This window comes from Actinoallomurus oryzae (assembly GCF_039541955.1).
In the GTDB taxonomy this organism is placed as follows: domain Bacteria; phylum Actinomycetota; class Actinomycetes; order Streptosporangiales; family Streptosporangiaceae; genus Actinoallomurus; species Actinoallomurus oryzae.
The window spans coordinates 77,395-95,192 of the sequence record NZ_BAABHF010000045.1 but is presented as its reverse complement, the minus strand read 5'-3'; the positions used below and the strand labels follow the sequence as shown (position 1 = coordinate 95,192).

Sequence of the window (17,798 nt, the reverse complement as noted above, 5' to 3'; positions counted from 1 at the left end):
AAATGACAAACGCACTTGAACAGTCACTTGCTGTCATATGGCAGACTATGAACGAGAACGGGAGGCGAGAGCGCGATGGCAGGCATGACCGACGCCCACGTCGCCGGCCTGCGCGAACGCAAGAAACAGCGCACTCGCTGGGCCCTGGTCGACGCCGCGCTCGACCTGTTCCTGGCCAAGGGCTACGAGGCGACCACGATCGATGAGATCGTCGCCGCGGTCGACGTGTCGCAGCGCACCTTCTTCCGCTACTTCGCCGGCAAGGAGGACATCGCCCTGTCGTTGCTGACCGGCTACGACACCCTGTTCATCGCGGCGCTGGCCGAGCGCCCGCCCGCCGAGCCGCCGGTCCCCGCGCTGCTGGCCTCGCTCGACGTCTCCCTTGAGGCCATCCGGGAGAGCGACGAGGCGGACACGGCGCGGTTCCGCAAGCTCCACCGCCTGATCGACGGCACGCCCGCCGTCGCCGCCGGGCAGCTGAGGAGGTTCGCCGAGACCGAGCAGGCCGCGGCGCGGATCATCGCGCGGCGCGCGGGCACCGACGTCGTGGCCGATCCGCGGCCCCACCTGGTGGTCGCGTCGTTCATGTCGGCCGTCCGGGTGGCCTACGAGACCTGCGTACGGGACGAGATCGTCGAGCCCGCCGACGTCGTGCCCCGGGTGCGCGGGCTCATCGCGCTCGCCGTCGAGACCCTGCCCGGCGCCTGGTCCGCCGCTCCCTGAGGCCTCAGGCGAGGGCGGCCGGGAGGTCGCGGGTGTGCAGCACGGTCAGGTGTGACACCGCGCGGGTCAGCACGACGTACAGCCGCCGCAGCCCCGGCGCGACGCCGCCGTCGCCGGGCGCGACCACCGGCTCGGCGTCGGCGATGTCCGCGGGCTCGACGACGATGACCTGGTCGAACTCCAGGCCCTTCGCCTGCGTCGCGGGCGTGAGGACCAGGCGCGCCCCGGCGAAGCCGTCCGTGAGCGTCACGTGGTCGAGTCCCTCGGCGGTCAGCAGCCGGGCGAGCGCGGGCACCGTCGCGTCGGCCGTGATCAGCCCGACCGAGCCCTCGCCGGCGAGGGCCTGCCGGCAGGCGGCCACGACCGCCGTGTCCGCGTCGCCGCCGCCGACCCGGCGGATCTCCAGCGACCCCGGCGCGGAGCGTACGGAGGTCGGCGGGGCCAGGTCCGGCGCGATCGAGGGCAGCAGGCGGCTCGCGAAGTCGATGATCTGGCGTGGCACCCGGTAGCCGCGGTCCAGGACGGTCCGCTCCGCCTCCGGCTTGCCGAGGTGGCGCAGGAGCGTCGCCCAGTCGCCGACCGCCCACGGCGTGGTGCCCTGGGCGATGTCGCCGAGCACGGTGGCCGAGCCGGTCTCACACCGCCGTCCGACCGCCCGGCACTCCATCGCCGACAGGTCCTGCGCCTCGTCCAGGACGACGTGGCCGAGGCTGGGCGTCCGGTTGATGATGTCGGCCGCCTCGTCCACCAGCACCGCGTCCGCGCGGGACCAGCGTGCCGACTTGGGGCCCCGGGCGGGCCGGTCCCACAGCAGCGCGGCCTGCTCCTCGGCGTCGAGCAGGCCCTCGGCCGCCCCGGCGAGGAAGTCCGCGTCGGACAGCAGCCGCATCACCACGCGTACGGGGTCGAGCGCGGGCCAGGCCTGGTCGACCATCGCCTTCACCGGCCGGGTGCGGCGCACGGCCTCGTGCGTACGGTCGTCGCACGCCTCGCCGGCCGACTCCATGCGGATGAGGATCGCGTGCGCGATGCGGTGGGAGAGCAGGTCGCGGCCCGCGCCGTACCGGACGCCGCGGGCGCGCAGCTCGCCGGCCAGCTCGGCGATCTCGTACGCCGGGACCCGCCAGCGCCGGGTGCCGCGCGGCAGCACGAGCGCCTCGTCCGGTTCGCGCAGGTGGCTCCAGATCGCCCGGTGCAGCACCTCCGCCATCCGCGCGTCGCCCTTGATCCGCGCCGTCACGGGGTCGTCCAGGCGCTTGACCGGGACGGTGTCGAGCAGCCCGTCGAGGGTCTCCTGCTTGACGTTGATCTCGCCGAGCGCGGGAAGCACGCCGCGGATGTAGTCCAGGAACGAGGCGCTCGGCCCGATGACGAGCACGCCGCCGCGGCGCATCCGCTCGCGGTGGGCGTAGAGGAGGTAGGCGACCCGGTGCAGGCCGACCGCGGTCTTGCCGGTGCCCGGGGCGCCCTGCACGCACAGCGTGTGCTCGGCGCCGGCCCGGACGATGTCGTCCTGCTCGGGCTGGATCGTGGCGACGATGTCGCGCATCGGGCCCACGCGAGGGCGTTCGATCTCCTCGATGAGGATGCGCGACTCCGCCTGCGTGGTGAAGTCCTCGTCCTCGAACGCGGTCAGCTCGCCCCCGGAGTAGCCGAACCGCCGCCGCAGGACGAGGCCCATCGGGTCGGCCGTGCTCGCCTTGTAGAACGGCCGGGACATCGGCGCCCGCCAGTCGATGACCAGGGGCTCGCCGCCCTCGTCGTGGACGTGCCGGCGGCCGATGTAGAGGCGCTCGTCCGGATGGTCGAGGCGCCCGAAGAACAACGCGGTCGAAGGGTCGTCGCGCAGCGCCTCCGCGCGCTTGGCCAGCTCGCCCGCCAGGACCTCCGCCGACACCCAGTCGCCGGCGGACGAGGCGTCCAGTGTGAGGACGTTGTCCCGCATCCGCCCCAGCGCCGCCCGCGAACGCCGCAGATAATCGCGCTCGGCGGTTATCTCGGCCTCGATGTCCTCGGCTTCCTGGGCAGGCATGACGGAACCCTTCCGGTCGGTGGGGGAGCGCAAAGTCACCAACGTAGTACGGACGACGCGGCGGCTCACCTCAATTTCCCCGCCGGCCGTGCGCTAAGTTCGAAGCGGATCGAACCACCGCTCTGGGAGGTCACATGCGTGCGATCGTCGTCACCGAGTTCGGCGGATCCGAGGTCCTGCGCGCCGCCGACTACGAGGACCCGCGGCCGGGCCCCGGCGAGGTGGCCGTCGACGTCATGGCGAGCGGCGTCAACTATCGCGACACCTACGAGCGCACCGGCGCCTATTCCCGGAATCTCCCCTACATCCCCGGCCTGGAGGGCGCGGGCCGGGTCAGCGCGGTGGGCGAGGGCGTGACCGGCACCGCCATCGGTGACGTCGTGGTGTCGGCCGAGATCGACGGCTCGTACGCCGAGCGCGCCGTCGTGCGCGCCGACCGCGCCGTGCCGGTCGGCGACGCCGACCCGGAGCAGGCCGCGGCCGTGTTCCTGCAGGGGCTGACCGCCCACTACCTCACCCACTCGACGTACGCCATCAAGCCGGGCGACACCGCCCTGGTGCACGCCGCGGCGGGAGGCGTCGGGCTGCTGCTCACCCAGATGGTCAAGCTGCGGGGCGGCCACGTGATCGGGACGGTCTCCACGGAGGAGAAGGAGAAGCTCGCCCGCGACGCCGGTGCCGACGAGGTGGTGCGCTATGAGAACTTCGCCGAGCGGGTCCGCCACCTGACCGGCGGCGTGCACGTCGTCTACGACGGCGTGGGCAAGACGACCTTCGACGACAGCATGTCGGTGCTGCGGCCCCGGGGCATGCTGGCGCTCTACGGCGCGTCCAGCGGACCGGTGCCGCCGGTGGACCCGCAGCGGCTCAACGCCGCCGGGTCGCTGTTCCTCACCCGGCCCACCCTCGCCCACTACACCGCCACGCGCGAGGAGCTGACCCTGCGTGCCCAGGACCTGTTCGGCTGGATCGCCGCGGGCGACCTGTCGGTGCACGTCGGCGGTCGCTACCCGCTGGAGGACGCCCGCCGGGCGCACGACGACCTGGAGTCGCGCCGCACCACCGGCAAGCTGCTGCTCATCCCGTAGCGCTCAGTCAGCGTCGCGCGTTCGTTGATCGGCAGGCAGGACCCTCCATCGGGTCAGCGTCTCCACCAGCCCGGTGCTGGCCGGGAGGCGGCGTAGCTCGTCGGGGGTGACCCATCGGGCGTCGGACGCGTCGTCGCCGGGCGTGAGCGTGCCGCCCGTGACGACGGCGGCGTAGTCGTGGATGTCGTAGGTCACCCCGGCCGGACCGGCGCGCTCGACCGACCCGACGAGGCGGCCCGGCGCGACGTGCAGGCCGGTCTCCTCGGCCAGCTCCCGCGCCACCGCCTCGGCGTCGGACTCGCCCGCCTCGACCCGTCCGCCCGGCAGCGACCACAGGCCCTCGCCCGGGGGATGCCCCCGGCGGATGAGCAGGAGACGGCCCTCGGCGTCGTGGACGATCGCTCCCACGCAGCGCACGTGCATGCCGACAGCATGCCCGCGTGACCACGGCCGCGGCCAGGCGCCGCGTTACAGTGATCTCCTTAGATAAACCGGTTAAGTCCGGCCGGCCCACCGGGGAGCCCGAATGAAGCGTCCCACGATCGCGGACATCGCCCGGCGCGCCGGCGTCACCAAGAGCACCGTCTCCTTCGCGCTGAACGACCGCCCCGGGGTGTCCGACGCGACACGGGCCCGCATCCTCGCCATCGCCCGCGAGATGGGCTGGCAGCCGAGCCGGACCGCGCGCGCCCTGTCCGGCGGGCGCGCCGGCGTCCTCGGCCTCGTCGTGGACCGGCCGGCCCGCACGCTCGGCGTCGAGCCCTTCTACATGCAGCTCATCTCCGGCATCGAGGCCGAGCTGTCGAGCCGCGACATCGCGCTGCTGCTCCAGGTGACCGACGACGCCCGCGCGCAGGAGGCGACGTACCGGCGCTGGTGGGCCGAGCGCCGCGTCGACGGCGTCTTCGTCGTCGACCTGCGCGTGGACGACGAGCGTACGAAGGTCCTGACCGAGCTCGGCATGCCCGCGGTCGTGGTCGGCGGCCCGCACGGCCTGGGCGGCCTGCCGGGTGTGTGGAACGACGAGGTCGCCCCGGTCCGCTCGGTGATGGAGTACCTGGTCGCGCTCGGGCACCGGCGCATCGCCCGGGTGGCCGGGCTGCCCGGCCTGTGGCACACGGTCATGCGCGACGAGGAGTTCGAGCGGGCCGCCCGCGAACTGGGCGTGACGCCGTCCGGGGGCACCGCCGACTACACCGGCGACGCGGCGGCCCGCGTGACGCGGCGGCTGCTCGCCTCTTCCGCCCCGCCGACGGCGATCGTCTACGACAACGACGTCATGGCCGTGGCCGGGCTGGGCGTCGCGGCCGAGATGAACATCCGCGTGCCCGACCGGCTGTCCATCGTCGCCTGGGACGACTCGGCGCTCTGCCGCCTCGTCCACCCGCCGCTGACCGCCGTCGGCCTCGACATCGCCGCGTACGGTGCGGAGGTGGCGCGGTGCCTGGCCGACCTCGCCGCCGGGCGGCCGGTGACGAGCGCCTGCCACGCGACGGCGGTCCTGTCGCCGCGGGGGAGCACCGGACCGGTCCAACTGACTTGATCGCAACCGGTTCGCCTGTTGACGCTAAACCGGTTTAGTGGTCCGATGCTTGGAACCGGAGCCGGGGGCGTCCTCACACGACTGACAGGTGATGGGAGACACAGGTGAAGGCACGCGGTATCGCGGCACTCGCGGCGAGCGTCACGCTCGCCGCCGGGCTGTCGGCCTGCGGGAGCGGCGGAGGCGACGACTCGTCGCCCAAGACGCTGACCTACTGGGCGAGCAACCAGGGCCGCAGCATCCAGCAGGATCAGCAGGTGCTGGGGCCGGAGTTGAAGAAGTTCGAGACCAAGACCGGCATCAAGGTCAAGCTCGAGGTGATCGGCTGGCCCGACCTGCTCAACCGGATCCTCGCGGCGACCTCCAGCGGCCAGGGACCGGACGTCGTCAACGTCGGCAACACCTGGTCGGCCTCGCTCCAGGCGACCGGCGCGTTCCAGTCCTTCGACGACGCGACCATCGCCAAGGTCGGCGGCAAGGCGAAGTTCATCCCCTCGACGCTGACCTCCGCCGGGGCGCCGGGCAAGCCCCCGGCGTTCGTGCCGCTCTACGGGCTGGCGTACGGGCTGTTCTACAACAAGAAGCTGTTCGCCGACGCGGGCCTGCAGCCGCCGAAGAGCTGGCAGGAGCTGGTCGCCGACGCGAAGAAGCTCACCGATCCCGCCAAGAAGCAGTACGGCGTCGTCATGGAGGGCGCGAGCTACACCGAGGGCGCGCACTTCGCCTTCATGTTCGGCAGGCAGAACGGCGCGAACCTGTTCCAGGGCGGGCAGCCCGGCTTCGACTCCCCGCAGATGGTCGCCGGGGTGAAGCAGTACGTCGACCTGATGTCCACGGAGAAGGTCGTCAACCCGAGCAACGCGGAGTACCTCAACGACGCCGACATGCTCAAGGACTTCGCCAAGGGCAAGGCCGCGATGATGATGATCCAGAGCTACGCGCCCAAGGGCCTCGCGGAGAACGGCATGAAGGCCGGGGAGTTCGGCGTCGTGCCGATCCCGGCGCCCGACCCGCTGCCGGCCGGCGGGCACAAGGTCAGCAGCCACGTCGCCGGCATCAACATCGGCGTGTTCAAGAACACCAAGAACAAGGACGGCGCCCTCAAGCTGATCGACTTCCTGACCAGCCCCGACGAGCAGAAGATCCTCGACACTCAGCTGGGTCCGCTGCCGGTGGTACAGGAGGCGTACAACGACCCGAAGTTCCAGACGCCGCTGATCAAGACGTTCCGGGACATCCTCGCCAACGCCTCGGAGACCCTGCCGATGATCCCGCAGGAGGCCCAGTTCGAGACGCTGGTCGGCAACACCGTCAAACAGCTGATCGCCGACGCCGCCGCGGGCAAGCCGGTCGACGACCAGACCATCCGGAGCCGTCTGGCCGCCGCGAACAAGAAGATGCAGTCCGGCGGATGAGCACCACCGTCACCGCACCCGGGGACGCGCCGACGCGCGCCCCCGGGGCACCCCGGAGGCGGTTCCGCAGGCCCGGCCGTGCCCTCCTGCCCTATCTCCTGGTGCTGCCCGCCCTCATCGCCGAGCTGGCGATCCACGTCATCCCGATGCTCGTCGGCGTGTGGATGAGCCTGCTGCACCTGACCCAGTTCTTCATCCGCAACTGGACCGCGGCGCCGTACGGCGGCCTGGCCAACTACCGCGTCGCGGTGGACACGCACGGTCCGGTCGCCAAGGACCTGCTGCACTCGTTCCTCATCACGGTCGGGGTCACCGCCGTCGTCGTCGCCCTGTCGTGGCTGTTCGGGCTGGCCGCCGCGGTCTTCCTCGAACGGCCGTTCCGCGGGCGCGCGGCGCTGCGCACCCTGTTCCTCGTGCCGTACGCGTTGCCGGTCTTCACCGCGGTGATCACCTGGCGGTTCATGTTGCAGCGCGACAGCGGCATGGTGAACAACGTGCTGTCGGACAAGTTGCACCTCGTCCACGGCCATCCGTTCTGGCTGCTCGGCGGCAACAGCTTCGTCTCGCTCGTCCTCGTGAACGTCTGGCGGCTGTGGCCGTTCGCGTTCCTCACCCTGATGGCCGGACTGCAGAGCATCCCCGGTGACCTGTACGAGGCGGCGGCGATCGACGGCGCGGGCTTCGTGCGCCGGCTGAGGTCGGTGACCCTGCCGCTGCTGCGGCCGGTCAACCGAGTGCTGGTGCTCGTGCTGTTCCTGTGGACGTTCAACGACTTCAACACCGCCTACATCCTGTTCGAACAGCCCCCGGCCGACGCGGACATGATCTCCATCCACATCTACAACGCCTCCTTCCTCACCTGGAACTTCGGCCTGGGCTCGGCGATGTCCGTGCTGCTGCTGGCGTTCCTGCTGATCGTCACGCTCGTGTACCTGGGCGCCGGAAAGTTGAGGAGCCGCCATGCGTGAGTCGTCGGCGGTGCGCTGGACGCGCCGGGTCGTCCTGACCCTCCTCACGATCTTCACCGTCCTGCCGCTGTACGTGATGGTCACCTCGTCGGTCAAGCCGCTGCGGGACGTGCAGGGCGCCTTCCGATGGATCCCGACGCACGTGACCGTCCGGCCGTTCATCGACATGTGGCACACCGTGCCGCTGGGCCGTTACTTCATCAACAGCCTGGTCGTGTCGGGCTGCGCGACGGTCTGCTCGGTCATCATCGCGATCTTCACCGGATACGCGGTCAGCCGATACCGGTTCCCCGGCCGCGGCACGTTCATGACGGCCGTGCTGTCGACGCAGATGTTCCCGGGCATCCTCTTCCTGCTGCCGCTGTTCCTGATCTTCGTCAACATCGACCGGTACACCGGCATCACGCTGTACGGCAGCCGGCTCGGGCTGACCATCACCTACCTCACCTTCGCGCTGCCGTTCTCGATCTGGCTGATCGCCGGCTACTTCGACACGATCCCGCGCGAGCTGGACGAGGCCGCGCGGGTGGACGGCGCCGGGCCGATGCGGACGCTGTTCCGCGTGATCCTGCCGGTGGCCGCCCCGGGCGTCGTCGCGGTCGCCATCTACGCGTTCATGACGGCCTGGGGCGAGGTGCTGTTCGCCTCCGTCCTCACCGACCACTCGACCCGCACCCTCGCGGTGGGCCTGCGCGAGTACTCCAACCAGGGCCAGGTCTACTGGAACGAGGTGATGGCGGCCTCCCTGGTCATCAGCCTGCCGGTGGTGGTCGGCTTCCTCGCCCTCCAGCGCTTCCTCGTCCACGGCCTCACCGCCGGCGCGGTCAAGTCCTGACGGGCCCCTGCAGAAAGGCACCTCTTTGCACCGCAACTTCGCCAAACTGCCCGGCGCCGCGTGGCTCGGCGTCAACTTCTGGTCGCGTACCGGCGGGCCGCTGATGTGGCGCTCCTACGATCCCCGCGTCGTACGGGAGGAGCTGGACGTCCTGCGCGAGCACGGGCTGAACACCACGCGCTCCTTCTTCTACTGGCCCGACTTCATGCCCGAGCCCGACCGGATCGAGGAGACCCTCGCCGGGCACTACGCCGACTTCCTGGAGGCGCACGCCGAACGCGCCATGGCGACCATCCCGACGTTCATCGTCGGCCACATGTCCGGGGAGAACTGGGACCCGGCCTGGCGGGCCGGCCGCGACCTGTACGCGGACGTGTGGATGGTCGACCGGCAGGCGTGGTTCGCCGAGGAGATGGCCCGGCGCTACGGCGGGCACCCGGCGATCGCCGGGTGGCTGATCACCAACGAGATGCCCATCTACGGCGGCAAGGCGCCGACCGAGCAGGTGACGGCGTGGGCCCGGCTGATGGTCCGGGCGGTGCGCGCGGGCGGGGCGACCGAGCCGCTCTCGATCGGCGACGGCGCCTGGGGCGTCGAGGTGACCGGGGAGGACAACGGCTTCTCGGTACGCGAGCTGGCCGACGCCACCGACTTCGTCGGCCCGCACGTGTACCGCATGGAGGACGACCTGGTCCGCCAGCACTACGGCGCCGCGTTCATCTGCGAGCTGGCCGGGACGTACGGCCGGCCGGTCGTACTGGAGGAGTTCGGCTGCTCCTCCGACTTCGTCTCCGACGACAACGCCGCGCACTACTACCGGCAGGTGCTCTACAACAGCCTGCTCGGCGGCGCGACCGGCTGGCTCGGCTGGAACAACACCGACTTCGACCTGGTGGACCAGCCGCCGTACAGCCACCATCCGTTCGAGCTGCACTTCGGGCTGACGCGGGCCGACGGCACGCCGAAGCCGGCGCTGGAGGAGATGCGCCGGTTCGGCGCGACGCTCGCCCGGGTCGACCTGGCGGCCTGCGAGCGCGCCGCGACCGACACCGCGCTCGTCGTGCCCGCGGTGCTGGACGCCGGTTTCCCCTTCACCCAGGCCGCCGACCGTACCGACGTGTTCGGCGCGCTGCGGCAGGCGTACGTGACCGCGCGGGCCGCCGACCTGCCGGCGGGCCTCACCCGCGAGAGCGACGGCATCGCGCCGGACGCGCGGCTGTACCTGGTGCCCTCGGCCAAGCAGCTCACCGGGCCGGGCTGGCACCGGCTGGAGGAGCTCGCCGAAGGCGGGGCCGTCGTGTACGTCTCCTACTGCGCGGGCTCGCACGGCTGGCAGCGCGGCCCGTGGTACTCCCACATGAACGCGATGTTCGGGGTCGAGCACCGGCTCCGGTACGGCCTGGCCGACCCGATCGAGGACGACGTCGTCGAGCTGACCTGCACGGCCGCCCTCGGCCCGCTCGCCGAGGGCACGACGCTGGCGTTCCGCGCCGCCGGCACCGAGCACAGCCGCTCGTACCTGCCGGTCCGGCCCACCACGGCGGAGGTCGTCGCGGTGGACGGCCACGGGCGGCCGGCCGTGCTGCGCCGCCGGCACGGCGACGGCTGGCTGGTGCTGTGCACGTACCCGCTGGAGCACATGGCGGCGGTCACCCCGCGGGTGAACCCCGAGCCCACCTACCGCCTCTACGACGCGCTCGCCACGCTCGCCGGGGTGCGCCGCCCGGTCACCGTCGCCGACCCGCGCGTGTCGGCGGACGTGCTGGTCCGCGCCGACGGCACTCGGTTCGCCGTGCTGGTCAGCCAGGCCGGCGAGGAGCTGAAGGCCGTCGCCGAGGTCGCCGCCGCCTCCGCGGGGGCCGAACCCGCGCGTGAGGAGGTGGCGCTGGAGCCGTATGGTGTGCACGTGCTGGAGCTTCGACCTTGACCGACGTGCGTGAGACGGCGTCCGCGACCCCTGCGACCTCCGCGACCGCCGCAGAGACCAATGATCCGGCCGCGAGCGTGCTCGCCATCGACATCGGCGGCACCAAGCTCGCCGCCGCGCTCGTCCGCCCCGACGGGCGCCTCGGCCCCCTCGCCACCCGCCCGACGCCCAAGGGCGACGCCGAGGAGGTGTTCGCCGCCCTGGCGGCCGTCGCCACCGAGGCGGTCGGCGGCGAGGAGGTGTCCGGCGCGGGCATCGGTTCGGCCGGCCCGCTCGACGCCATCGCCGGCACGGTCAGCCCGGTGAACATCCCGGGCTGGCGCGGCTTCCCGGTACGGGACCGGCTCGCCGCCCTGCTGGACGGCCGGCCGGTCGCCCTGGTGAACGACGCCGTGGCGGGCGCGATGGGGGAGTACCACCACGGCGCGGGCCGCGGCGTCCGCGCCATGCTCGGCATGGTGGTCTCGACCGGCGTCGGCGGCGGTCTCATCCTCGACGGCCGCGTGTACGCCGGGGCCACCGGCAACGCCGGGCACATCGGGCACACGGTCGTCGACCTCGGCGGTGACCCGTGCCCGTGCGGCGCCCGCGGCTGCGTCGAGACGATCACCTCCGGGCCGGCGATGGTCCGCTGGGCGCTCGCCAACGGCTGGTCCGGCGCGGACACCACCGGCGTGGCGCTCGCCGCCTCCGCCCGCGACGGCGACGGCGTGGCCCTGGCGGCGTTCGACCGCTCGGCGCGTGCGCTGGCCGCCGGCATCTCCTCCGCCGCCGCGCTGTGCGACCTCGACCGTGTGGTGATCGGCGGCGGCGTCGCACGAGCCTGGGACCTGCTCGAACCCCCGCTGAGGGCCGCCATGGCCGACTACGCCGGACTCGCCTTCGTACGCCGCGTGGAGATCGTCCGCTCCGCGCTCGACGGGCAGGCCGGGCTACTCGGCGTCGCCGCCCTCGTCCACCCCGAAACGGCCTGACGTGACTCCTCCGCTTCCTGAAGGGAGCGGCTTCTCGCTAAGCCGCTTTCGCAGCGTCGCGAAGGGCAAGCCCTGCCCTGAGGATGTTGATCGCCGCGTTCTCGTCGGCGTGTGCGGTGTGACCGCACGCCGTGCAGGCGAATGCTGCTTGGGTGCGGCGGTTCTCCGGTGCGCAGTGCCCGCATCGCGAGCACGTGCGGGAGGTGTTGCGGGGCTCGACTGCGATCAGCTCACGACCGGCGCTTTCAGCCTTGTCCGCGAGGACCGACAGGAACACCCCCCAACCCGCGTCCAGGATCGAACGGTTCAGCCCGGACTTGGCGGCTACGTTGCGGCCCGGACGCTCGCTGGTGCCCGAGGCGGAGCGGGTCATGTTCGCCACCCGTAGGTCCTCATGAGCGATCAAGTCGTAGTCGCGTACCAGCGCCAGCGCGGCCTTGTGCGCGCTGTCCAGGCGCTGTCTGCCCACCTTGGCGTGCAGGGCCGCGACCCTCGCGACGGCTTTGCGGCGCCGCTTGGACCCGCGCTTCTTACGGGCGAGGCCGCGCTGAGCCGCGGCCAGGCGCTCGGCGGAGGTGGCGAGGTGCCGCGGGCTGGCCAGGTGCTCGCCGTCGCTGGTCGTGACCAGCGAGGCCACGCCCATGTCCAGGCCGACCACCGCGCCCGTCGCCGGCAGCCGATCGGCGGGCACGTCCTCACAGGCCAAGATCAGATACCAGCGGATTCCCTCGCGTTTCACGCTGATCGTCTTCACCCGGCCCCGCACCGGACGGTGCTGATGAACCCGCACATGGCCGACGCCTTGGAGACGCACGAATGTCGCGGTCGGGTGCTCGGGCTGGGAATCCCAGCGACAGCCGTCGCCGTCCTTCGGCCAGGTGACGGTGCCGAACCGGCCACCGCCCTTGAAACGCGGGAACCCCGGCCTACGCCCGGCCTTCAAACGGGCGAAGAAGGCCGCGAACGCCTTGTCCAAACGACGCAACGTGGCCTGCTGAGAAGAGAACGACCACCGGCCCTGCCCATCCGGGTCATCGGCGCGAATGTCTTTCAACTCACCCGACTGGTCGCCGTACCGGACGGTCACACCCGCTTTGCGGTAGGCGGTGCGCCGGTGCTCCAACGCTGCGTTGTACAGCACCCGATGATCTTCCAGGCACGCGGCGAGCGCGACCTGTTGACGGGATGTCGGTCGCATCAGGAACCGGAAGGACCTACGCACCGCCACCACCACTGGCAGGCCGCTCATACCGCGTCTCGACATGGCGCCGTACCGTCGCCGTCTGCGCCCACACCGCCCCGACCGCGGCCACGAAGTAGTACCGCGGCCACAGTGTCGGCAAGCAAGAGCGCAGATGGCGAACTCGGACCGCGAGTGACAGGAGGTGAAGCACCACGTGGTGATCGAGGCCATACGCCGCACCGGGTGAGGTATGCACCTGACGAGACACGCCATCATTGATAGCAGCGTCGCTAATCCGACGCGCGATAAACGGAGACCCCCTGATGCGCCAACATGACGGGTCGATGCACGCTCAAGCCCCGACGGTCCTACCGTCCCTGACCTCCCCACCGCCCAAAGGTGACGGTTGTCTCGGGAGGCCCTGATGGAACTTCTCGACAACCCGATCCAGGAGTACGCCTGGGGGTCGCACGAGGTGCTCGCCGAGTTCCTCGGCCGTCCCGCCCCCACCGAGGCGCCGCAGGCGGAGCTGTGGATCGGCGCGCATCCGGCCGCGCCGTCGCGGCTGCGGTCGGGCCGTCCGCTGGGCGACGTCATCGCGGCCGACCCCGGCGCGGCGCTCGGCGACGCGTCCGTGTCGGCGTTCGGGCCCCGGCTGCCGTTCCTGCTGAAGGTGCTCGCCGTGGCCGAGCCGCTGTCCCTGCAGGTCCACCCCGACCGGGAGCAGGCCGAGCGGGGCTTCGCCGCCGAGACCGCCCCGGAGGGCGACCCGTCCCGCAACTACAAGGACTCCTGGCCCAAGCCGGAGATCCTGTGCGCGCTGACCGACTTCCGCGCGCTGTGCGGCCTGCGCGACCCACGCGAGAGCGCCGCGCTGCTGGCCCCGATCGCCGCGCTGCGGCCCGTCGTGGACCTGCTCACCGCCGGTGACCTGCGGGGCGCGGTCGAGACGCTGCTGACCTGGCCGTCGCCGAAGGACGTGGTGGCCGAGGCCGCCGCGGTCGCGCCCGAGCCGTACGCCTCGCTCGCCGCGCGTCACCCCGGCGACATGGGCGTGCTCGTCGCCATGCTGATGAGCGAGGTACGGCTCCGGCCGGGCCAGGCGCTGTACGTCCCGCCGCGCCGCCCGCACGCCTACCTCAGCGGCACCGGGGTGGAGCTGATGGCCGGCTCGGACAACGTCCTGCGCGCCGGGCTCACGCCCAAGCGCGTCGACGTGCCCGAGCTGCTGTCCGTCGCCTCGTTCGAGCCGGGCCCGCCGGACGTGATCGAGCCCGAGCACCGCGACGGCGAGGACGTCTACGTCACCCCCGCACCGGAGTTCCGGCTCTCGCGTCTCGACGCGGCCCGGCGGCCCGTGCTGCCGGCCGCCGGCCCGCAGCTGCTGCTGTGCGCCGAGGGCGGCGTACGGCTCCGCCGCGACGGGCAGGAGCTGGAACTGCGGCGCGGCGACGCCGTGTTCGCCGGGCACCGCGGCGGCCCGGTCGAGGTGACCGGGTCCGGCACGGTGTTCCGCGCGAGCCTGCCTAGGCTGTGAGGCGTTCGGCGAGCCAGGCGAGGGCGAGCGGGTAGCGGTACTCGATGGCGCCGTGCCCGGCGTCGAACAGCTCGAAGTGGACGTCGTCGTCGGCGACGCCGGCGGCCTCGACCGCGCGCCGGAACGCGACCGCGCCGAAGTCGAGGTGGTACTCATCGCGGGTGCCGGCGTCGATCCAGATGCCGCGCAGCGACCGCAGCGCCTCGGCGTGCTCGGGGCGCGCGGCCATCAGCACGGGGTCCCAGGCCAGCCAGCGCTCCCAGACCTCGGGGATCACGTTGCCGGTGTCGTCGAAGGGCAGCCGTACGGTGCCGTCCTCGTCGGCGGAGTAGGCCGCGGAGTAGCCGTACTGCTCGATCAGGGAGAGGTCGGTGTCCTTGGTGCCCGCGATCCGGCCGCGGAAGTCGGTCAGGAAGGCCTCCACCGACCCGTCGTAGGAGTCGCGCAGCTGCCGCGCCGCCTTGGGGAAGTGCGGCCGGTAGCAGACGTCGAAGAGCGCGTCGCCCGCGTGGGTGGCCAGCGCGCCGAACACGTCCGGCCGCAGCATCGGTGCGATCATCGCGCCGTAGCCGCCGCTGGACTTCCCGCTGATCGCGCGGTGGTCGCGGCTCGCCAGCGTGCGGTAGCGGGCGTCGACGTAGGGCACGACCTCGTCGCACAGGTAGGAGTGGTAGCGCCCGGTGCCGGGCGAGTCGAGGAACTGGCTGCCGCCGACCGAGGTCCAGGCGTCGACGTAGACGACGATGACCGGCGGGGCCTCTCTCCGGGCGAACACCTGGTCGGCGAGCTCGGGAAAGGTCGGCCGCCACGGCGCGCGGTTGTGCCACATGGGCAGCTGGCCGGTGTAGCCCTGGATCACGTAGACGGACGGGTAACGCCGCTCCGGCTCTTCGTCGTACCCCGGCGGGACGTACACCTCCAGCGGGCGCTCGTGCGGGTCGCCGAGAGGGTTGCCGCGCAGCAGGTCACTGCTGAGGATGTGCTCGTCGATGCGTCCGGCGAGTTCGGCCGACCAGGGCAGCATTCGTGCTCCTTCGCTCGGTTACGCGTCCGACCGTATCCCGCGCCCGAGCCTGTTCTCCCCACCGGCCGACCGACCTCCCGAGGACGGCCGCGGGGGACCGACCCCCGCGGCCGTTCGGAGCAGTTACGTCAGTGCTCGCTCACGATTTCGAGGACGCTCACTTCGACGCAGTCCGCCCCCTGCGAGCTGCGGCTGCTCGTACGCCAGCCGGTGTCCGCGAGATCGGGGTCGCAACCCATCCCCCACCTCTCCTTTCATGGTGAACCGATCATCCCCGTGGGTACGGGGACGTTTTCTTGAACTCATCGGCGATCGCGGCGATGAAGTCGGTCGACTCGTCCGGCGGCAGCGCGGCGGCTCGTAGATGGTCGAACCAGGTGGTGTGGCGGCGGACGTCTCTGTCCTTCTCCAGGAAAATGTTCCCCGCGGGGGAATCGACGTACACGACGTCCAGATCCGTCGGGTCGGGGAAGCCGATGATGGTGAAAGCGCCGCCGAGCCCGGGATGGGCGCCGCGGGCGAACGGCAGCACTTGGATCGTGACACTGGGGAGTTCGTCCGCCTCGAGCAACCGCGCGAGCTGGGCGCGCATGACCGTGACGCCGCCGATGGGCCGGCGCAGCACCGCCTCGTCGAGCACGGCCCACAGCTCCAGGGTGCCGGCGTCGGCGAGCATGGCCTGGCGCCGCTGGCGCAGGGAGATCATCCGGTCGATGTTGGCGGGGCTCTCGGTGGGCCGCCCGACCTTGATCAGCGCGCGGGCGTACTCCTCGGTCTGCAGGAGCCCGGGAACGAGGTGGGTCTGGAAGGTGCGGAGCGAGGCCGCCGAGGCCTCCAGCCCGACGTAGGTGTCCAGCCCCGCGGACAGCACCGATTCGTACTCGGTCCACCAGCCCCGCTGCTGGGCGTCCTTGGCCAGGGTGAGCAGCTGCTCGCGCTGGGCCTCGTCGCCGACCTTGTACAGGTCGAGCATGTCGCGCACGTCCCTGATCCGGGCGACGGACTTGCCGGTCTCGATGCGGCTGACCCGCGACATCGAGCATTCGAGGTGCTTGGCGACATCTTCGATCATGAGGCCCGAGGCCTCACGCAACCTGCGGAGTTCCATGCCCAGTCGGCGACGGCGGACGGTGGGGCTTTGCACGTCGGACATCGAGCACCTCCAGAGCGACCGTCCGGGACGGGGAGTTGAACGAGGGGTGGTGGACGGAAAGAGGAGCCGCTGCGGGCGGTGGCGGCGGACGACGGATCATCGGTCCGGGGCCGTTGACCGCTGAGGAAGCGTAGGCCGGATCGAAGGGAGATGGACGGAGTTTTTGCCCGACACTACCGCTATGCCTCATTTAAGCGGATTGTCGTGAAAATAAGCGTTACGCACCGTTGTCGTACGAGTACCTCTTGCCACGACATCGCACTTTACCTGTTCAATGCTATGTCGCTCATCCTTTTGTCGGGTAGCGGAGCTCCGAAACGGTGATCTGACGGTGCGGGACGCCGGATCCGCACGGCGCGTCGCGGTCGGATCACCGATCGGCGCCGGTCACCCTCTTCCCAAAACACCGATGCGAACGTATGTTCGATGACGCCTGTCTTCCCCCGGGCACTTCGGCGGCGTTCGACCGGGAAGGCGGCGACGAGACGTGTGGACGGTGTCCGGATGAGCCGGGCGTACGGCGACCCGGTCGAGGTCTGGCGGGCCGACGGCCGGCCGTCACGGTTCGTCTGGCACGGGCGTCTCTACACCGTGCTGCGCGTCCTGGACCACTGGGTGACCAGCCGCGACTGGTGGCGCGACCGGAACCCGGACGCCGAGGAGCCGGCCGCCCGGGAGTTCTGGCAGGTGGAGGCCACCCCGGACCACGAGATCGGCGTGTACGAGCTCCGCTACGACGAGGCGAGCGACACCTGGATGCTCTCCCGCGCCTGGGACTGAACCCGCCGGCGTCTCGTAGTGTTCACGCGTGATCAATGCGCGGGTGGTCCTGCGGCCCGTCACGCAGGCGGACCTCGAGCTCTTCGAGGCCGAGTTCTCAGGTCCCGAGGGGACCGGCGTCCATCAGTGGTTCGGGTACCGCAGCCCCGTCGACCTGCGGCGCCGCTTCGCCGAGACGGGCCTGCTCACGCCGGACGGCGGCACTCTCACGGTCTGTGAAGAGGGCGGCGACGTCGCGGGCCGGGTCGAGTGGTTCAAGAGTTCGTGGGGGCGTCCGGAGACGTCGTGGTGCTGGACCGTCGCGATCGGGCTGCGGCCGAGCCGTCAGGGCCGGGGGATCGGCACGGAGGCGCAACGGCTCCTGGTGGCCTACCTGTTCGACCACACGCGTGCCCAGCGGATCCAGGCCTTCACCGACAGCGGCAACCTCGCCGAGCAGCGGGCCCTGGAGAAGGCGGGCTTCGAACGCGAGGGCGTCCTCCGCCAGGCCCAGTGGCGCGCCGGACACTGGCACGACCAGATCCTCTACTCGACGCTACGTCCCACAACGGTGGGTGACGAAGGTCGGGGTGCTGACAAGCCGGGAGAACGGCCCGCTCGTTCTGGATAGGGCGCC

General features: G+C 71.6%; 17 protein-coding genes. 11 read left to right on the top strand and 6 right to left on the bottom strand.

Annotated elements, in window-relative coordinates; genetic code table 11:
• The first annotated feature begins 75 nt into the window (after positions 1-75).
• Positions 76-723: a TetR/AcrR family transcriptional regulator gene (locus tag ABEA10_RS35575; protein WP_345471544.1), complete on the top strand. Its 648-nt coding sequence runs from the start codon at positions 76-78 to the stop codon at positions 721-723.
• Between the two features lie 4 nt (positions 724-727).
• Here the strand turns inward: ABEA10_RS35575 and ABEA10_RS35570 are convergent, their stop codons facing one another.
• Positions 728-2,755: a HelD family protein gene (locus tag ABEA10_RS35570; protein ID WP_345471542.1), complete on the bottom strand. Its 2,028-nt coding sequence runs from the start codon at positions 2,753-2,755 to the stop codon at positions 728-730.
• Positions 2,756-2,889: 134 nt separating this feature from the next.
• Here ABEA10_RS35570 and ABEA10_RS35565 point away from each other — a divergent pair, with 134 nt between their 5' ends.
• Positions 2,890-3,843 (top strand): quinone oxidoreductase family protein, encoded by a 954-nt coding sequence (locus ABEA10_RS35565; RefSeq protein WP_345471540.1) that lies wholly within the window; start codon positions 2,890-2,892, stop codon positions 3,841-3,843.
• Positions 3,844-3,846: 3 nt separating this feature from the next.
• On the opposite strand, the gene ABEA10_RS35560 is transcribed toward ABEA10_RS35565, so the two are convergent.
• Positions 3,847-4,266 carry an NUDIX hydrolase gene (locus ABEA10_RS35560; RefSeq protein ID WP_345471538.1) on the bottom strand — a complete coding sequence of 140 codons (420 nt, stop codon included), beginning with the start codon at positions 4,264-4,266 and terminating at the stop codon, positions 3,847-3,849.
• Between the two features lie 103 nt (positions 4,267-4,369).
• Here ABEA10_RS35560 and ABEA10_RS35555 point away from each other — a divergent pair, with 103 nt between their 5' ends.
• From ABEA10_RS35555 to ABEA10_RS35530, 6 genes are all read left to right on the top strand, one after another.
• On the top strand, positions 4,370-5,386 hold the full coding sequence (locus ABEA10_RS35555; protein ID WP_345471536.1) for a LacI family DNA-binding transcriptional regulator: 1,017 nt from the start codon (positions 4,370-4,372) through the stop codon (positions 5,384-5,386).
• 104 nt (positions 5,387-5,490) lie between these two features.
• Positions 5,491-6,801, top strand: a complete 1,311-nt coding sequence (locus ABEA10_RS35550; protein ID WP_329255428.1) for an ABC transporter substrate-binding protein — start codon at positions 5,491-5,493, stop codon at positions 6,799-6,801.
• On the top strand, positions 6,798-7,769 hold the full coding sequence (locus tag ABEA10_RS35545; protein ID WP_345471534.1) for a carbohydrate ABC transporter permease: 972 nt from the start codon (positions 6,798-6,800) through the stop codon (positions 7,767-7,769). Before ABEA10_RS35550 ends, ABEA10_RS35545 begins: the two co-directional genes overlap by 4 nt.
• Positions 7,762-8,604: a carbohydrate ABC transporter permease gene (locus tag ABEA10_RS35540; protein ID WP_345471532.1), complete on the top strand. Its 843-nt coding sequence runs from the start codon at positions 7,762-7,764 to the stop codon at positions 8,602-8,604. The genes ABEA10_RS35545 and ABEA10_RS35540 overlap by 8 nt, the downstream gene beginning before the upstream one ends.
• Before the next feature lie 25 nt (positions 8,605-8,629).
• Complete coding sequence (locus ABEA10_RS35535) at positions 8,630-10,531, top strand: cellulase family glycosylhydrolase (RefSeq protein WP_345471530.1); 1,902 nt, start codon at positions 8,630-8,632, stop codon at positions 10,529-10,531.
• Positions 10,532-10,536: 5 nt separating this feature from the next.
• Positions 10,537-11,505: an ROK family protein gene (locus tag ABEA10_RS35530; protein ID WP_345471790.1), complete on the top strand. Its 969-nt coding sequence runs from the start codon at positions 10,537-10,539 to the stop codon at positions 11,503-11,505.
• 37 nt (positions 11,506-11,542) lie between these two features.
• Here the strand turns inward: ABEA10_RS35530 and ABEA10_RS35525 are convergent, their stop codons facing one another.
• Positions 11,543-12,754 carry an RNA-guided endonuclease InsQ/TnpB family protein gene (locus ABEA10_RS35525; protein WP_345471528.1) on the bottom strand — a complete coding sequence of 404 codons (1,212 nt, stop codon included), beginning with the start codon at positions 12,752-12,754 and terminating at the stop codon, positions 11,543-11,545.
• A gap of 358 nt (positions 12,755-13,112) precedes the next feature.
• On the opposite strand from ABEA10_RS35525, the gene manA reads away from it, so the two are divergent.
• Complete coding sequence (manA, locus tag ABEA10_RS35520) at positions 13,113-14,225, top strand: mannose-6-phosphate isomerase, class I (RefSeq protein WP_345471526.1); 1,113 nt, start codon at positions 13,113-13,115, stop codon at positions 14,223-14,225.
• Here manA and ABEA10_RS35515 read toward each other — a convergent pair.
• From ABEA10_RS35515 to ABEA10_RS35505, 3 genes are all read right to left on the bottom strand, one after another.
• Positions 14,215-15,249: an alpha/beta hydrolase gene (locus ABEA10_RS35515; RefSeq protein WP_345471524.1), complete on the bottom strand. Its 1,035-nt coding sequence runs from the start codon at positions 15,247-15,249 to the stop codon at positions 14,215-14,217. The genes manA and ABEA10_RS35515 overlap by 11 nt on opposite strands.
• Positions 15,250-15,377: 128 nt before the next feature.
• Entirely contained in the window at positions 15,378-15,488 is a 111-nt protein-coding gene (locus ABEA10_RS35510) for a DUF397 domain-containing protein (protein WP_345471522.1), read from the bottom strand.
• A gap of 29 nt (positions 15,489-15,517) precedes the next feature.
• On the bottom strand, positions 15,518-16,402 hold the full coding sequence (locus ABEA10_RS35505; RefSeq protein ID WP_345471520.1) for a helix-turn-helix domain-containing protein: 885 nt from the start codon (positions 16,400-16,402) through the stop codon (positions 15,518-15,520).
• Between the two features lie 504 nt (positions 16,403-16,906).
• Between ABEA10_RS35505 and ABEA10_RS35500 the strand changes: the two genes are divergently transcribed.
• Together ABEA10_RS35500 and ABEA10_RS35495 are read left to right on the top strand one after the other, a co-directional pair.
• The gene (locus ABEA10_RS35500; protein ID WP_329255444.1) at positions 16,907-17,182 is read left to right on the top strand and encodes a DUF6504 family protein; all 276 of its coding nucleotides are present in this window, start codon (positions 16,907-16,909) and stop codon (positions 17,180-17,182) included.
• Between the two features lie 28 nt (positions 17,183-17,210).
• On the top strand, positions 17,211-17,792 hold the full coding sequence (locus ABEA10_RS35495) for a GNAT family N-acetyltransferase (RefSeq protein WP_345471516.1): 582 nt from the start codon (positions 17,211-17,213) through the stop codon (positions 17,790-17,792).
• The last annotated feature ends 6 nt before the right edge of the window (positions 17,793-17,798 follow it).

Excerpts from the sequence above, each read along its gene's own strand:
- ABEA10_RS35575 (WP_345471544.1), top strand. The coding sequence starts at position 76 with ATGGCAGGCATGACCGACGCCCACGTCGCCGGCCTGCGCGAACGCAAG.
- ABEA10_RS35570 (WP_345471542.1), bottom strand. The coding sequence starts at position 2,755 with ATGCCTGCCCAGGAAGCCGAGGACATCGAGGCCGAGATAACCGCCGAG.
- ABEA10_RS35565 (WP_345471540.1), top strand. The coding sequence starts at position 2,890 with ATGCGTGCGATCGTCGTCACCGAGTTCGGCGGATCCGAGGTCCTGCGC.
- ABEA10_RS35560 (WP_345471538.1), bottom strand. The coding sequence starts at position 4,266 with ATGCACGTGCGCTGCGTGGGAGCGATCGTCCACGACGCCGAGGGCCGT.
- ABEA10_RS35555 (WP_345471536.1), top strand. The coding sequence starts at position 4,370 with ATGAAGCGTCCCACGATCGCGGACATCGCCCGGCGCGCCGGCGTCACC.
- ABEA10_RS35545 (WP_345471534.1), top strand. The coding sequence starts at position 6,798 with ATGAGCACCACCGTCACCGCACCCGGGGACGCGCCGACGCGCGCCCCC.
- ABEA10_RS35540 (WP_345471532.1), top strand. The coding sequence starts at position 7,762 with ATGCGTGAGTCGTCGGCGGTGCGCTGGACGCGCCGGGTCGTCCTGACC.
- ABEA10_RS35525 (WP_345471528.1), bottom strand. The coding sequence starts at position 12,754 with ATGAGCGGCCTGCCAGTGGTGGTGGCGGTGCGTAGGTCCTTCCGGTTC.
- manA (WP_345471526.1), top strand. The coding sequence starts at position 13,113 with ATGGAACTTCTCGACAACCCGATCCAGGAGTACGCCTGGGGGTCGCAC.
- ABEA10_RS35515 (WP_345471524.1), bottom strand. The coding sequence starts at position 15,249 with ATGCTGCCCTGGTCGGCCGAACTCGCCGGACGCATCGACGAGCACATC.
- ABEA10_RS35510 (WP_345471522.1), bottom strand. The coding sequence starts at position 15,488 with ATGGGTTGCGACCCCGATCTCGCGGACACCGGCTGGCGTACGAGCAGC.
- ABEA10_RS35505 (WP_345471520.1), bottom strand. The coding sequence starts at position 16,402 with ATGTCCGACGTGCAAAGCCCCACCGTCCGCCGTCGCCGACTGGGCATG.
- ABEA10_RS35500 (WP_329255444.1), top strand. The coding sequence starts at position 16,907 with ATGAGCCGGGCGTACGGCGACCCGGTCGAGGTCTGGCGGGCCGACGGC.